General features: G+C 52.8%; 16 protein-coding genes and 3 tRNA genes. 10 read left to right on the top strand and 9 right to left on the bottom strand.

The window, feature by feature from the left end; translation table 11 throughout:
- Positions 1–229 precede the first annotated feature (229 nt).
- Genes G491_RS34355 through G491_RS0121340 form a run of 3 tightly spaced genes read left to right on the top strand, consistent with a single transcriptional unit; the run spans position 230 to position 1,909 of the window.
- The gene (locus G491_RS34355; RefSeq protein ID WP_169829493.1) at positions 230–847 is read left to right on the top strand and encodes an RNA polymerase sigma factor; all 618 of its coding nucleotides are present in this window, start codon (positions 230–232) and stop codon (positions 845–847) included.
- On the top strand, positions 837–1,391 hold the full coding sequence (locus G491_RS0121345; protein WP_028316013.1) for an anti-sigma factor: 555 nt from the start codon (positions 837–839) through the stop codon (positions 1,389–1,391). The genes G491_RS34355 and G491_RS0121345 overlap by 11 nt, the downstream gene beginning before the upstream one ends.
- Positions 1,388–1,909 carry a Spy/CpxP family protein refolding chaperone gene (locus tag G491_RS0121340; RefSeq protein WP_028316012.1) on the top strand — a complete coding sequence of 174 codons (522 nt, stop codon included), beginning with the start codon at positions 1,388–1,390 and terminating at the stop codon, positions 1,907–1,909. The genes G491_RS0121345 and G491_RS0121340 overlap by 4 nt, the downstream gene beginning before the upstream one ends.
- A 57-nt stretch (positions 1,910–1,966) precedes the next feature.
- Here G491_RS0121340 and G491_RS0121335 read toward each other — a convergent pair whose 3' ends face one another.
- The 9 genes from G491_RS0121335 to G491_RS0121295 form a co-directional block, all read right to left on the bottom strand.
- Positions 1,967–2,347 (bottom strand): HNH endonuclease, encoded by a 381-nt coding sequence (locus tag G491_RS0121335; RefSeq protein ID WP_248635471.1) that lies wholly within the window; start codon positions 2,345–2,347, stop codon positions 1,967–1,969.
- A 72-nt stretch (positions 2,348–2,419) separates the two neighbouring features.
- Positions 2,420–3,190, bottom strand: a complete 771-nt coding sequence (locus G491_RS0121330) for an MlaA family lipoprotein (RefSeq protein WP_028316010.1) — start codon at positions 3,188–3,190, stop codon at positions 2,420–2,422.
- Between the two features lie 29 nt (positions 3,191–3,219).
- Positions 3,220–3,816: an MlaC/ttg2D family ABC transporter substrate-binding protein gene (locus G491_RS0121325; protein WP_015949159.1), complete on the bottom strand. Its 597-nt coding sequence runs from the start codon at positions 3,814–3,816 to the stop codon at positions 3,220–3,222.
- 52 nt (positions 3,817–3,868) lie between these two features.
- On the bottom strand, positions 3,869–4,315 hold the full coding sequence (mlaD, locus tag G491_RS0121320) for an outer membrane lipid asymmetry maintenance protein MlaD (RefSeq protein ID WP_015949158.1): 447 nt from the start codon (positions 4,313–4,315) through the stop codon (positions 3,869–3,871).
- A 12-nt stretch (positions 4,316–4,327) separates the two neighbouring features.
- Positions 4,328–5,542 (bottom strand): ATP-binding cassette domain-containing protein, encoded by a 1,215-nt coding sequence (locus tag G491_RS31845; RefSeq protein WP_015949157.1) that lies wholly within the window; start codon positions 5,540–5,542, stop codon positions 4,328–4,330.
- Between the two features lie 6 nt (positions 5,543–5,548).
- A complete protein-coding gene (locus G491_RS0121310; protein WP_028316008.1) occupies positions 5,549–6,355 on the bottom strand; it encodes an MlaE family ABC transporter permease in 807 nt (268 codons plus the stop codon).
- A 133-nt stretch (positions 6,356–6,488) separates the two neighbouring features.
- Complete coding sequence (locus tag G491_RS0121305; RefSeq protein WP_015949155.1) at positions 6,489–7,790, bottom strand: TRAP transporter large permease; 1,302 nt, start codon at positions 7,788–7,790, stop codon at positions 6,489–6,491.
- Positions 7,787–8,272: a TRAP transporter small permease gene (locus tag G491_RS0121300; RefSeq protein ID WP_015949154.1), complete on the bottom strand. Its 486-nt coding sequence runs from the start codon at positions 8,270–8,272 to the stop codon at positions 7,787–7,789. The genes G491_RS0121305 and G491_RS0121300 overlap by 4 nt, the downstream gene beginning before the upstream one ends.
- Positions 8,273–8,302: 30 nt before the next feature.
- Positions 8,303–9,304, bottom strand: a complete 1,002-nt coding sequence (locus G491_RS0121295; RefSeq protein ID WP_015949153.1) for a TRAP transporter substrate-binding protein — start codon at positions 9,302–9,304, stop codon at positions 8,303–8,305.
- Positions 9,305–9,762: 458 nt separating this feature from the next.
- Here G491_RS0121295 and G491_RS0121290 point away from each other — a divergent pair.
- From G491_RS0121290 to G491_RS0121260, 7 genes are all read left to right on the top strand, one after another.
- Positions 9,763–9,838: transfer RNA gene (locus tag G491_RS0121290), tRNA-Lys, on the top strand.
- A 38-nt stretch (positions 9,839–9,876) separates the two neighbouring features.
- A tRNA-Glu gene (locus G491_RS0121285) sits at positions 9,877–9,954 on the top strand.
- Between the two features lie 138 nt (positions 9,955–10,092).
- A tRNA-Glu gene (locus G491_RS0121280) sits at positions 10,093–10,170 on the top strand.
- A 360-nt stretch (positions 10,171–10,530) separates the two neighbouring features.
- Entirely contained in the window at positions 10,531–11,148 is a 618-nt protein-coding gene (locus G491_RS36405; protein ID WP_028316007.1) for a DUF6338 family protein, read from the top strand.
- 4 nt (positions 11,149–11,152) lie between these two features.
- On the top strand, positions 11,153–11,353 hold the full coding sequence (locus G491_RS35610; RefSeq protein ID WP_157468462.1) for a hypothetical protein: 201 nt from the start codon (positions 11,153–11,155) through the stop codon (positions 11,351–11,353).
- A gap of 750 nt (positions 11,354–12,103) precedes the next feature.
- Complete coding sequence (locus G491_RS0121265) at positions 12,104–12,496, top strand: pyrimidine dimer DNA glycosylase/endonuclease V (protein WP_211239167.1); 393 nt, start codon at positions 12,104–12,106, stop codon at positions 12,494–12,496.
- A 273-nt stretch (positions 12,497–12,769) separates the two neighbouring features.
- Positions 12,770–13,276, top strand: coding sequence for a rubrerythrin family protein (locus G491_RS0121260; protein ID WP_015949150.1), 507 nt, complete (start codon positions 12,770–12,772; stop codon positions 13,274–13,276).
- Positions 13,277–13,518: the final 242 nt, after the last annotated feature.

Raw genomic sequence — 13,518 nt, 5'->3', positions numbered from 1 at the left:
TACCACATTTGCCGAGTTTTGGCAAAATGCGCTTTTTCATCAATTTAAAACATCTTTTCAATTTCCTTGTAAACAATCCTCCATCCTAATGCGTCTAAATAGACAAAACCTGCACGATGCGCAGGGCGCTTGCCAGAAACGGAACATGGAGATGCAGTTGGGAGAAACAGGCGTTAACAGGGAAACAGCCCAGTGTACAGATCCTCTGATTTGTGGTTTAATTCAGACCATGAAACCAAAGAACTGCGAAACTCTTTCCTCCGAAGAGAACAGGCTGATTTCCCTGGTCAGGCAGGCCCGGTCGGGCGACCGGGCCGCCTTTGATCAACTGGTGCGCCTGCACCACGAAAGGATCTATCGGATGGTCTTTTTTCGCTCAAAAAAGCAAATGGACGCCGAGGACTTGTGCCAGGAAGTTTTCGTCAGGGCGTTCAAGAGCCTGCCCAAGCTCAAGGAGGAGTCCAAGTTCACCCCCTGGCTGTACGCCATTGCAGGCAATACGGTGCGGGATTATTATCGAAAAAGGAAAATCCTTTCCCTGTTCCAGTCGGAGCCTGACGTGGAGCCGGAACAGGATCCGGACTCCCACGAAGCGGCGCAACCTCTCAGCCATGTACTCCAGCAGGAGTTTTGGGCGCAAGTGGAAAAATTTTCAAAAAATCTGTCCAAGTGGGAAAAGGAAATATTTTTTCTGAGATTTATGGACCAACTGACCATCAGTGAAATTGTCGAGGCGACGGGTAAAAGCGCCAGCGCCGTCAAAACGCACCTGTATCGGGGCATCGACAAATATCGCAAGCAATCCGGCGCCTTCGCCAAGTTTATGGAGGACCGTCATGAGCAATAAAAATCGGCATCTGACAGACGACCTTGTTTTAACCAGCATCGTGGACTATGACGACCTGCCCGTGCAAAGCAGGGAGCATCTGGAGTCCTGCCCGGCATGCCGGGAGCAACGGGAACTGCTGATGAACAGCCTATATGGTTTGGGCGATGCAGCCAGGTCCTTTTGCCCTCCTGCGCCGTCCATGCCCAGGGCCTGGGAGTCTGCGCCCAGGGCGAGTTGGCTGTCCTTTTTATTCCAGCCCAAACCCATGTTTGCGATAGCCGGGGCTCTGGCCAGCATAGTCCTCGCCTTGGTTCTTTTGCCCATGCAGCAGCCTTCTGTCCGGAATCACTCCAGCGGAGCGCCTGACATTGCAGCCATAGAAACGCAAGTTTTTATGGAGGACGTCTACGATATAGGAGAAAACAGCCTGCCCCCGGTCTTTATGGACCTGGCGGGTGAGACATACACCGAATGGGATCAGGACTTTTATGATTTTCTGGCCCCTGATGCGGATTATGAAATTATTTCACTTGGCATTGACGTGAAAGGAGCACTGGCATGAAGAAGATCATTATTGTTGCAATTCTGACGGCAGGTTTGTTGCTGCCCTCCCTGGCCTTTTGCACGGGCGCCCGCAGCATGCCCCGTGACGGCTGGTGGCGCAGGCCTAGCGTAGCGCAGGCCATCAATCTTACGGATGAGGAAAAGGCGAAGCTGGAGGCGGCTTACATTCAAAGTCAAAGAACTCGGCTGGACCTGAAGGCCGCGGCTGAAAAAGAACAGTTTGAACTGGAAGTCCTTCTGGAAAGCGCTTCCGATAAAGAAGTCATGGCGCAATACGCCAAAATGAATGAAACCAGGGATAGATTAGGCGAGGAAATGTTCCGTTTTATCCTTGAAACCCGTCAAATCATTGGGAAAGAGCGGTTCAAGCAAATCAAGGACATGGCCAAGCAATGGCGCAAGGACGCCAGGACGCGCAGTTACAGGAACCAGCAGTGGGGTAACGATCCTCGATTGAGCCAGCCAAATTCGGCAAAGCCGGGCGCACAGCAGGCAGCCCCGTCCGCAGCCCAATAATCCTACCGACGCAGACGAACCGGGGAAGGCATGCTCTCACGCGCTTTCCCCGTTTTTTTATTCAGCGTCATCCTCCCTGGCTTCCGTCTTCTCAGGGCGATCCTTATCCAGAGACTCCAGGTATTGCTCAAACTCCATGGGCAGAAGGGACTTCTTTTGGTTATTGCAGTCTTTGCAGGCGCAGACCACATTGCCCTTGGTGGTCTTGCCGCCCCTGGCGACAGGGACGAGGTGGTCCATGGTCAGGTCCGCAGGCTTGAACTCGCGGCCGCAGTAATGGCAGACGCCCTTGGCGAGCTGACGTTTCCACCATTGGGACGCACGCATCTCCCGGGCTTTTTCCCGTTCCGCCTTGAGGGCGTCCCGGCCGTCGTCAAAACCGCCGAAGGCCATGAATTCCTTGTGAGAGGCCCTTTTATTCCTGCGAGATTTTCCCATGACTATCCTGCAATGCAAAAGGGGCGGAAGCCCTACGGCGCCCGCCCCCTCCGAAATTAGTTATAAGCCGCCCTACTCCGCGATTTTCTTTTGCCGGAGTTGTGCATACCCGTTCTTCACGGCGTCGTAAGGATCCAGGGCCGCTTGCTTCAAAGCCTCATAATCGCCTAAGCGTAAAGAGACGGCGTTAAGCTGCTCACCACCCCAAACCATGGCGGAGGTTTCCCAGTGATCAAAAATATAGGTTCGTGGATTTAGCCAATAGTCAGCCAACATGCCCGTCCCATCCCTGACGTAGAACGGCCCTGTGCCGGGCAACACCACGTAAGCGCCGGGGCCCACGCCCCAGACGGCCAGGGTCTGGCCAAAATCCTCGTCTGCCATTTCCAGTTCGTGATATTTAAGCGCCGGATCTCCAAGGCCGCCGAAGCCTACGGTGGTATTGACCATAAACCGGAGCGTTTCCGTACCCGCCTTTTTGGGTTTTCCCTGAAGCAGGCAGTTCACCATCCGGACGGGATATTTTGCATTGGTGAAAAAATTGTCCACGCCTACCCGGAAGCAGGTGGGCGTAATGGCCTTATACCCCTGGGCCAAAGGTTTGAGGCACCAGAAGTACAATTTATCGTTCACCACGAACATGGCCCGGTTAAAGGGCTCGATGGGATCGGCCACCTGAACCACCTGGATGCCGTCCTCTTCCTCGTCTTCCAGGAAGTCCATGTCGTCGTCCAGGTATTCGTCGCTATATTCGTCGTTTGCCTGTTCCTGCGCCATGAGGCTTTGAACCGGCCAGGAGGCCAGGACCAACGCCATTGCCAGCAGCAATACAATCTTTTTCACGGGAAGACGCTCCTTCGCCCTGTCAGGGCCTATTCGCTAAGTTTCTTTTCCTTCAATTCCTGAATAAGATCGGCCGGCTTCATGTTCATGAGTTTTTTATCGAACTGGGACCGGTAATTCTTGACCAGGCTGATGCCTTCAATCTTGACGTCGTATACTTCCCATTTTCCCTTTTTGTTCAACATGCTGTAATCCACGGGAATTTGCATGCCGGGGCGCTGGATGACGGTTTGGACCACGGCCTTGTCGTCCTTGGAGCCTGCTTCCACGCCCAGATAATCGATGGTGTCGCCTTCGTAACCGGTCTGGATGCGGGACAGGTAGGCGTCTCCCAGGACCCTGGAAAAAATATCGGTAAAATCTTTGCGTTCCTCGGGCGTAAATTTTTTCCAGTTTCTCCCCACGGACCGTTTCGCCACTTCCACAAAGTTAAAAACCTCTTCAATGCAATCCCACAGGAGTTCGCGCTGCTTTTCAGCATTTTGCCCGTCCTTGAACTGGGGGTCGTTTAACACTGCCATGGCTTTATCCAGAGGGGCCTTGACGGCTTCCAAGGCGGGATCTGCGGCGAGGGCCGGAGCGGAAAACAAAAACAAACACAATATTGCTGCAATAAACTTTTTCATGAGTCGATCCTCGTCTATTCAGTTTTTCGTTAAAACGGCATCAAAGCGGGGTTTACACGCTTCCGAATGCGTACTTGCTGATAAGTTCCATGATGTCTATGGCGGATTCGGTCTCTTCGATCTGGTCTCCGTCCTGCAAGACTTCGTCGGCGCCGCCCGGAGTCAGCTTAATGTACTTGTCGCCGATGAGGCCGGCGGTGCGTACGGAAGCAATGGTGTCCTCGGTCAGTTCGATGCCCTTATCCACCTGCAACGTCACGACAGCGACCAGATCCATGGGATCGATGATCACATTGGACACCTTGCCGACTCCCACGCCGGCGATTTGCACGTCAGCGCCTGTCTTGAGTCCTTCCACGGACTGAAACCTGGCGGAAACCTGATAGGTATCCCCGCCCAAAACATCCATTCGGCCGACCTTGACCGTCAGGTAGGCCACGCACAACAGGCAAACGAGCACAAAAACTCCTACCACCAGCTCTATGGATTGCTTTCCCATTTTTCCTCCGGACTATTTAGTTATTCTAAAAGCGTAAAGCATGTTTTCGCGCGATTCAGCGGCGGCCAATACTGTATCGATGGGGCTGTCGTCCGTGGCTTCGGCAAAGCCGGCGGACACGGAGAAACAGAATCCGGGATACAGCTCCGCATCGGTGATCTTTTCCCCTCGGGCGGCCCGGGCCAGCTTGGAGCAGACCTTTTGAGCATCCTTCCGGGTGGTGTTGGGCAGGACGGCCAGAATCTTGGCCATGCCGTACCGGGAGCAGGTGTCGTTAGCCCGCAAATGCTGCTGAAGCCACGCAGCGAAGTTCTTGACCATGGTCTGGCCTGCCACGTGCCCAACTTTTTCGTTGATTTCCTCCAGGTTTTCCACCGTAAAAACCATGAGGGAAAAGTTGGACTCCTGCTGCTTTTGCAGCTCCATTTCCTGCTCGAAGCGCCGTTCCAACTGGGTGGGCGTACCCAGGCCGGTCAGGGCGTCGTGGTTGGCCTCCATGCCTCGCAGGAAGCCTTGAACGATGGGGTCCTTGGATTGCTGGATCTCCTGGGGCGCTCCCTGGATGAGGATTTGCCCTTCGTCCAGCATGGCCACTTTTTGGGATATAAAGAAAACGTCCGGGATTTCGTGGCTGACCACAATGGCCGTAAACCCGAACTTCTTTTGATAATCCGAAATCATACTATGGACCGCGTTCTTGCGGATGGGGTCCAGCCCGGTGGTGGGCTCGTCAAACAGGACGATTTCCGGGTTGGTCACCAGCGCCCTGGCCAGGGCCACGCGTTTTTTCATACCGCCTGAAAGCTGGGAGGGAAACTTATTGCCGATCTCGTGGAGATCCAGCTGATCCATCCTGGTCGTCACCCGCTCCGTGATTTCCTTTTTGGACAGTTCGCCCTTTTCCTTGAGCGGCAGGGCCACGTTCTCATATACCGTCATGGAGTCGAACAGAGCGGTGTTTTGAAAAACGTAGCTGAACCGGCTGCGGAGCTGCTTGCGCTCCGCCTTTTTCATGGTTTTGAACTCCTTGCCTTCGAAAAGGATCTGGCCCGAGTCCGGCTCCATGAGGCCGATGATATGCTTTAAAAGAACGCTTTTGCCCTCGCCGCTCTTTCCGATGACCGTGGTCACCTCGCCCTTCTCAATGGTCAGGCTGGCCCCGCGGAGAATATGGTGCCGTCCGAAGCTCTTAACGACGTCCTTCATTTCTATGAGTGGTGTAGTCATAGCCTCCTACCAAATACAAGCGGTGAGAACAAAGTCAGCCATCAAAATGAGCACGCAAGACATGACCACCGCGGATGTGGTGGATGCGCTCACGCCTTTGGCGCCGAATCCGTTGGGCCTCATGTGCGTGGTGTACCCCTGGTAGCAGCAGACCGTGATGACGATGACGGCGAACACGATGGCCTTGAGAAAGCCGCCGTTGATGTCTTCCATGACCAGGGAGTTTTCCACCGTATACCAATAGGTGGCGTCGTTCAGGCCTTTCAGCTTGCAGCCGGTCAAATATCCCCCGAACAGGGCGATCACGTCGAACAGGGCCGTAAGCAGGGGAAAGCTGATGATGGCCGCCGCCAGTCTGGGGGACACCAAAAAGCGGATGGGATTGATCTGCATGGTGTCCAGGGCGTCGATTTCCTCGGAAATCCGCATGATTCCGATTTCCGCAGCCATGGCCGAACCCGCCCGGGCCGTGACCATAATGGCGGCCAGCACCGGCCCCATTTCCTTGATCAGGGTGTGGACGATGGAGGTTCCCAACATGCCCTCGGAGCCGAAATTGGCCAACGCATTATACAACTGAAGCCCGAGCACCATCCCGGTAAAAAGGCCTATCAAGCTGACCACATACAGGGACTGCGCGCCGATAATATTTATTTGCGTTAAAATTTTAACAAATTGGAAAGGGAGGGTGAACATATGGAGCACGCTGTGCATCAGAAAAATGAACATCCTGCCCATTTCCTGTACAAAAGCGATGGTTTTTCTTCCCGTAGCGGAAACAGGCTCCACAACAACTCCAGCAAACACACTCATGGCAGATCCTTAATGTGTAAGAATTTCCGTTAGATGACCCGCTTTTTGATAACAGCCTGGAAAATAAAGAATATCACCTCTCAATACACGTTATGAAGGCCCCATGTCAACTCCCCATTTCCCGGCTTGGGATTTAGCCCATCAGACTCGGCAAAAACGTTGCGATCTTGGGAAAAAACAACAGCATAAGACAGCATAACACCAGAGGAATCAGCATGGGCAGCACGCCTTTGAAGATTGTCTCCAAGGGGACGTCCGTAGCCACGCCTTTAACCACATACACGTTGATGCCCACGGGCGGCGTAATCACGCCCATTTCCGTCACCAGAACGATGGTCACGCCAAACCAGATGGGATCGAAACCCAACCTTTCCACCACGGGAAAGAAAATAGGCACCGTCAGCATGACCATGGCCAGGGCGTCCATAAAGCAGCCGCCCAAAAGGTATACCAGGATGATCATGCCCATGATGGCGGTGGCGGGCAAAGGCAGCCCGGCGATCCATTCGGCCAGGGAGTAGGGGATGCGTGTGATGGCCATAAACTTGCCGAAGACAATGGCGCCGGTGGCGATCATCATGACCATGCAGCTGATGCGGGTGGTGTCGCCCAGGGCTTTAACCAGGCCTTTCCAGTTTATCTGTCTTCTGACTACGGCGATGACCAAAGTGAGAAAGGCGCCCACTGCAGCGGCTTCCGTCGGGGTGAAAAAACCGAAGAACATCCCGCCCATGACCAGGGAGAAAAGAATCAGGGCCTCGGCCACGCCCAAGAAGGAGATGGCCTTTTCCCGCCAGGTGAAGGCCTCGCCCGCCGGGGCGATGCTGGGGTTCATCTTCACGCGGATGTAGATGGTCAGAAGAAAAAGCACGGTCAGGATGCAGCCGGGGATGATCCCCGCCATAAACAACTTGCCTATGCTTTCCTGGGTGAGAATGCCGTAGACGATGAAAATTACGCTGGGCGGAATGAGGATGCCCAGACTGCCGGCCGCGGCCACGGTGCCTGTCGCCAGGCCCATGTCGTAATTGTAGCGCTTCATCTCCGGCAGGGTGACCACGGCCATGGTGGCGGCGGTGGCGTTGGTGGACCCGGAAACCGCGGAAAAAGCCGCGCACGCGCCCACGGTGGCCATAGCCAGTCCGCCCGGCTTGTGCCCCACCAATATATAGGCGGAGTCATACAAGCGGCGGCTGATCCCGGCCTGAAAGGCGATCTGCCCCATGAGTACAAACAGGGGTATGACCGTGAGGCCGTAGGACGAAAAGGTTTCGTAGATGTCCTGCCCCAGCATGGCGATTCCCGCCGAAGGGTTCACCACGTAGGAGAATCCGGCGCAGCCCAGCATGGCCATGACAAAAGCCACGGGCATGCGGGAAAACAGCAAAATCAGCAGGATGACGATGCCCAGAATGCCGATGGTGGTCATGCTCATGATTTCATAGCCTTTCCCGCGTGCCCCAAAAAGGCCGTAAATAGAACGAAGCTGACCACAAAAAGCGAAACCCCGATGGCGTAAGCCACGGGGTATAAAGGCATTTTAAGGGTCATGGAAACCTGTCCGGCGTGCTGGTAGTCCAAGCCCATTTCCATAATCTTCCGGGCCGCCAGAAAAAACACCACGCATCCCATGGCGCTTGTCACGGAATCAATGGCGTTTTGCAGCCTTTTGGGAAAGCGCCGGACTATAATGCTGACGGCCACATGCCCCTTTGCCATCGTGGTATGGGCCATGGCGAAAGCCACTGCAATGCCGCCCAGGTAAGCCACCAATTCGTACGCGCCGGGCACGGTCATGCGAAAAGTGCGCAGGACCACATCCAGGCATGTGACGATCATCATGCCAAAAACGGCAGCCCCCGCCACATAGTGCAGGACCGAGGCGAGGGCTTCCGATATTTTCTCCAAAGTTTTCATACAGCTAACATTCGACCTTCAAAAAACGCCTTATTCAGCCTTTTTGATGGCGTCGCGAATCTCCTGAACATAAACGGCCCCGTTGGGGACGCTTTCTTCGTATTTGGTGATGACGGGCTGAGCCTTCTCCGCCCACAGTTTATTCTCTTCCTCGCTCAGAGGAATGATCTCGTTGCCTTTTTCCAAAGTAAAAGCGCGACCGGCTTCGTCGGCAGCATCCCACGCGGCGCCATGGATGTCAACATACTCGGCGCTCACTTCTTCCATAATTTTTTGGACTGCAGGAGACAGGGAGTTCCATTTGGCCTTGTTCATCACCACATACATGGCGGTGGTATAGCCCACGGCGGAGCATTCGGTGGTGTAGTTGACCACTTCGGCCTGTTTCCAGCCCTTCAGGGTTTCGATGGGGGTGATGGTGCCTTCGACCACGCCGGTTTTCAGGGCTTCGTAAGCATCGCCCTGACCCATGGCGACCGGAACGCCGCCCAGGGCGGAGACCACTTCGGCGGAGAAGCCGGTGGAACGGATTTTCATGCCCTTGAGGTCAGCCAGAGTCCTGACGGGCTTCTGGGTGTGGAGCAGGCCGGGTCCATGAGCATGCACGTAAAGCAGCTTCACGTCTTTCAGGCCCTGATCGGCGTGCTTCAGACCGAAATCGTTGGCCACGCGGCTGGCCACCTTGCCGTTGGGGTATCCCATGGGAAGGTCAATAGCCTGCATGACGGGGAAGCGGCCGGAGGTATATGCAAAACAGGAGTTTCCAATGTCGGAAATCCCGGAGACAACGCCTTCATAAACCTTGGGGCCCTTGGTCAGAGTGCCGCCGGCGAAAATGGTGATGTTGACGGCGCCGTTGGTGCGCTTTTCCACTTCTTTGGCCCATGCAATGGCCGCCTGGGCCTGGGCGTGCTTCTCGGGAAGGAAAATGCTGTAAGTCAGGTTTACGGTCTTTCCGGCCATTGCCGGAACAGGACCTAATACCGCCAGAAGCAACGCCACAGCCGTCAAGCACAGAACTATCCTTTTCATCAGTTAACCTCCGTATTCCATCAGGAAAAATAAGAAACGTGCAGCCCGCAAGGAATCCGCGGGGATAGTTTTGGTACGCGTCTCTGTTCCCTTTGGAGGGACATTCCCACCCCCAAACGGCAAAGGAACTTGCTTGTCGCACCCCTCGTAAAAAAGGTTATTCATACACCAGGAATCGTGGAAAAACAACAAAAATCAATAGACAACGCGCCTCAGGGAGCTTCAAGGGAAGGCGGTTTAGGGCTGAAAATTAAAAATTTTCCAAGCAGCGCCGTTTTTACGGAACGGCGGCGAAGGGCCAGCCATAAGGGTCGCGGCCCCTTAAGGCCCAAATGACGGGGAATCCGCAGACTATTAAGGGCATGTTCAGGCTATTTTGAATATTTTTTAAAAAATGGTTTTTTTCTGGTTGACAGCATCTCAATAACGGTGCTACTTAGCGGGTCTCTTGCTTGCTGGGGCCGTTAACTCAGTCGGAAGAGTATCTGCCTTTTAAGCAGAGAGTCGCTGGTTCGAGCCCAGCACGGCCCACCACTTTTTCCTAAGGCCGAGCAAGAGAAAAACAAAAATGCGTCCCCATCGTCTAGCCCGGTCCAGGACACCGGCCTTTCACGCCGGCGACAGGGGTTCAAATCCCCTTGGGGACGCCAACGTTTTTACCATACAAGGGATCGCCCTTTTTTTCATAGGCTGTCCCTTTTTTTGGGCGATATCAAAATTTGCTTAAAGCGAAGTTTTCGCCCCTATATCCCGTAAAACTAATTAGTTGAAGCGGGAAATACATATGCGTCCCCATCGTCTAGCCTGGTCCAGGACACCGGCCTTTCACGCCGGCGACAGGGGTTCGAATCCCCTTGGGGACGCCAAATATAATTATAAAGGGCTGCTCTTTACAGAGCAGCCCTTTTTTTTTCTTTTCGCTGCTGCTACTGCTCTATATCCCAATTGGCAGGTTATATGCACACCCCGCCAAACCAGTTCGATGGGCTTGATTTCATTTAAATACCTGATATCATTATTTTAAAAAAGAACAATTGACCCAAAAAGCATTAAAGCAACAATCTTTAATTTTTGTTGCATAACTTGTTATAAAAATGTTATTTTTCTATTATAATAGAAAAATAGGTGATAATGGAGCGGTCATTGGGCAAACTACAGGGTCAGATAAGCAACGGGCAAACTACAGGGTCAGATAAGCAACTGATTCTTGGGAGAAAACTCAAACTATGCAAATAGCGCCTGATTTTAATTCATTGCCATTATTTGTCTTACTTGTTTTTCCTGGTCTGATATCATTGCACATATACCGACTCTTGATGCCAACCAAGGATGTCGATTGGAAGACAGTCACTTTTGAAGGCCTTTTTTATAGCGCCCTAAATTTTGCCCTGTGTCTCCCATTGATCATATATACACATACGAACAATTATCCATCAACTAATCCATATGGATACAGTGCCTGGATGATGATAATGATACTTGTGGCACCAATAGTCTGGGCATATCTGTGGAGTAAGCTAATCAGATGTAAGCCCCTCATGAAAAAAATGAATTTGCCGTATCCAACAGCATGGGACTTTTTTTTTGATAAGAGAGTTACCTTGTTTGTTTTAATTCACTTAAAAAATGGAAATAAAATTGCAGGATATTACGGCCCTAATTCCTATGCTACGTCATATCCGCGTGAGGGAGATATCTATTTGGAGGCAGCCATCAAAGTTAACGATAAGGGAGAATTTCTTGATTTTGTTAACCAAACTGGTGGCCTTTTAGTGCGCAAAGCAGACTATGAGTTAATCGAGTTTTTTAACGAAAAACAAAACAAACAAGGAAAGGAGGAGTAAATTAATGAGCAACAAAGAGCAATCTCAAAAATCGGGGACTTCTAAGGGATATCAACCATTTAACGATGGCTATCAACCTTCTGAGGAAAGAGGTTATTCTCCTTCTACCACGACGGGCAGCCATCAAGGCACTCCTTCTTTGCCAGCGGGAGGATCTGCTCAAAGTCAATCAACACAAGAAGGCAGTGGTGATAGCAAGGATTAACGCCTTGGGTTAGCATTATCGAAACTTAAACCACTACGATTTTTTGTGTTTTGCGGGACGTCTCTCAATGTTTTGCGGGACGTCTCTCAAAAACTCAATAACTTTATATCGTATTGAAATAATGCATTAATTTTTTGTTCAAAGTTTCGTCTGACTGTTAATTTCGTTCAAGGGCGCTTCTTTGGAAACACGGATCTATTATGTCAATCCTTGCATAGGGCAGCCCTAAACCAAAAGCAGGGCAAGCCCTGCGCCCTACGATTTGCCGGGAGACTGCGACCACCTGGGCGAGGGGACCTCGCGACTACAGGGACGCGGCGAACGGCGCCCTACCTCCTGAATTTCTATTTCGGCGTATTTGGACAGGCACAGGGGCCTGTCCCTACAAACCATCACGTATCGTTTGAGGCAGGGAAACCCTGCCCCCACCCTTTGCCGGGAGAGCCGGCGATTACAACGCACGGAAACTGCGCAAATACAGGGGGAGGAAACCTCCCAACTACATGGCGCGGGGACCGCGCAACTACGGGCGGGGACCGCGCAACTACGAGCGGGGGGACCCCGCAACTACATAAGGGAGGAGACCTCCCAACTACATGGCGAGGGGACCTCGCGGCGACAGGGCGGGAAAACCGCGCAATTACATAACGGCGTCAACCGCCGGGACCGGATTCAACCGGCCTATATTTCCGTTTTTTTGCCTTGTTCTGCTTGCCGTCCGAGCTTATAATTGTGAGTATGCAAACCTTTTTGCCATACGCAGATTTTGATCGCTCCGCCAGGGTCCTGGACTATCGCAGGCTTGGCAAGCAACGGGTGGAGGCAGAGACCATTCGCCGGACCATCCTTTATGGGAGCGGGTGGCGTAACCATCCTGCGGTCAAGATGTGGGCGGGCTTTGAAGCGGCATTGGTGGAATATCGGGATGCGGTCATACGCGAGTGGGTGCGCAGGGGATATCAAAACTCCATGCCTTATGGCGTTGATGGCGGAGGCAATGATGAGATCATCACCCCCTGGTGGCTTGGCGACGAGCGTCTGCACGCCTCCCATCGCTCCAATCTGCTGCGCAAGGACCCTCATTTTTATAGTCAATACGGATGGAAGGAGCCGGACGACCTTCCCTACTTCTGGCCCGTGTGAAGATCCCACATCCCCCCGGCTGTGTCTCACCGTCGTATCCTCAACCAGCGTCCAGCGCCAAATCCAGGGGCGTTTTCCTATACAACCTTCCAGGAATTATGGCCGGCCAAGCCAGACTATGGTTCATAATAAATTTTGTGCACAATAACTATTTCTTCTACGTTGCGTTCAATAAATATAACTGGACAAAACGCGACTTTTGCTTATTTTATCAACATGATTTTTCATCCGTTGTGTGAATACCATCTTTAATAATCCAGCCGGAGGGAGCGAATGAAGGAACAAACCAAAAAGAATGCCTACGATGCCTTTATTGGGGAAGCCAAAGCCTATTTTCGGCTTCTGGCCTTTGCGGAAAGAGCCGAGGAAGAGGAAGTTCCTCAGATCGCTTTGCTTTTCAGGGCCATTGCAGAGGCGGAAAGAGTGCATGCCACACGCCACATGAATCTTTTGAAGGAAATCATTGTGAAGGATACAGACACCAACCTCATGAAATCCTTCAAAAAAGAGCAGTCCATCAGCCAGAATGAGTATCCGGAATTCCTCAGAATCGCCGAGGAAGAGGGCGAAAAAGCAGCCGCCTTGGCCTTCAGCCATGCCCGGGATGCGGAGGGGTACCATGCCAAACTCTACGAAAAGGCCATTTACGACGTCATCAAGGACAAAGTGAGCGAGTATCATGTTTGCCAGGTCTGCGGTTACGTGACGGACAAGAAAGCGCCGGATGCCTGCCCTGTTTGCGGCGCACCAAAAGAAAAGTTCAAGACCGTGTCGCCTTAAAAACACTTCTTTATGGGGGATTTAAGATCCTTAATTTCCCATAGGGATGCTCGGGAATGACGCCAGGAAGACTTCGGAATTCTCGGTCAGGGCGAGGAAACCTCGCGGCTACAGGGCGGGGAAACCGCGCAACTACAGGTCGGGGAAACCGCGCAACTACACTGCGAGGAAACCTCGCGACTACAGGGCGGGGAAACCGCGCGACTACAGGGCGGGGAAACCGCGCAACTACAGGCGGGGAG

It is taken from the genome of Desulfatibacillum aliphaticivorans DSM 15576 (genome assembly GCF_000429905.1).
GTDB classification, from domain to species: Bacteria; Desulfobacterota; Desulfobacteria; order Desulfobacterales; family Desulfatibacillaceae; genus Desulfatibacillum; species Desulfatibacillum aliphaticivorans.
The sequence above is the reverse complement of the archived record's forward strand: the minus strand, read 5'-3'. Positions and strand labels throughout refer to the sequence as shown.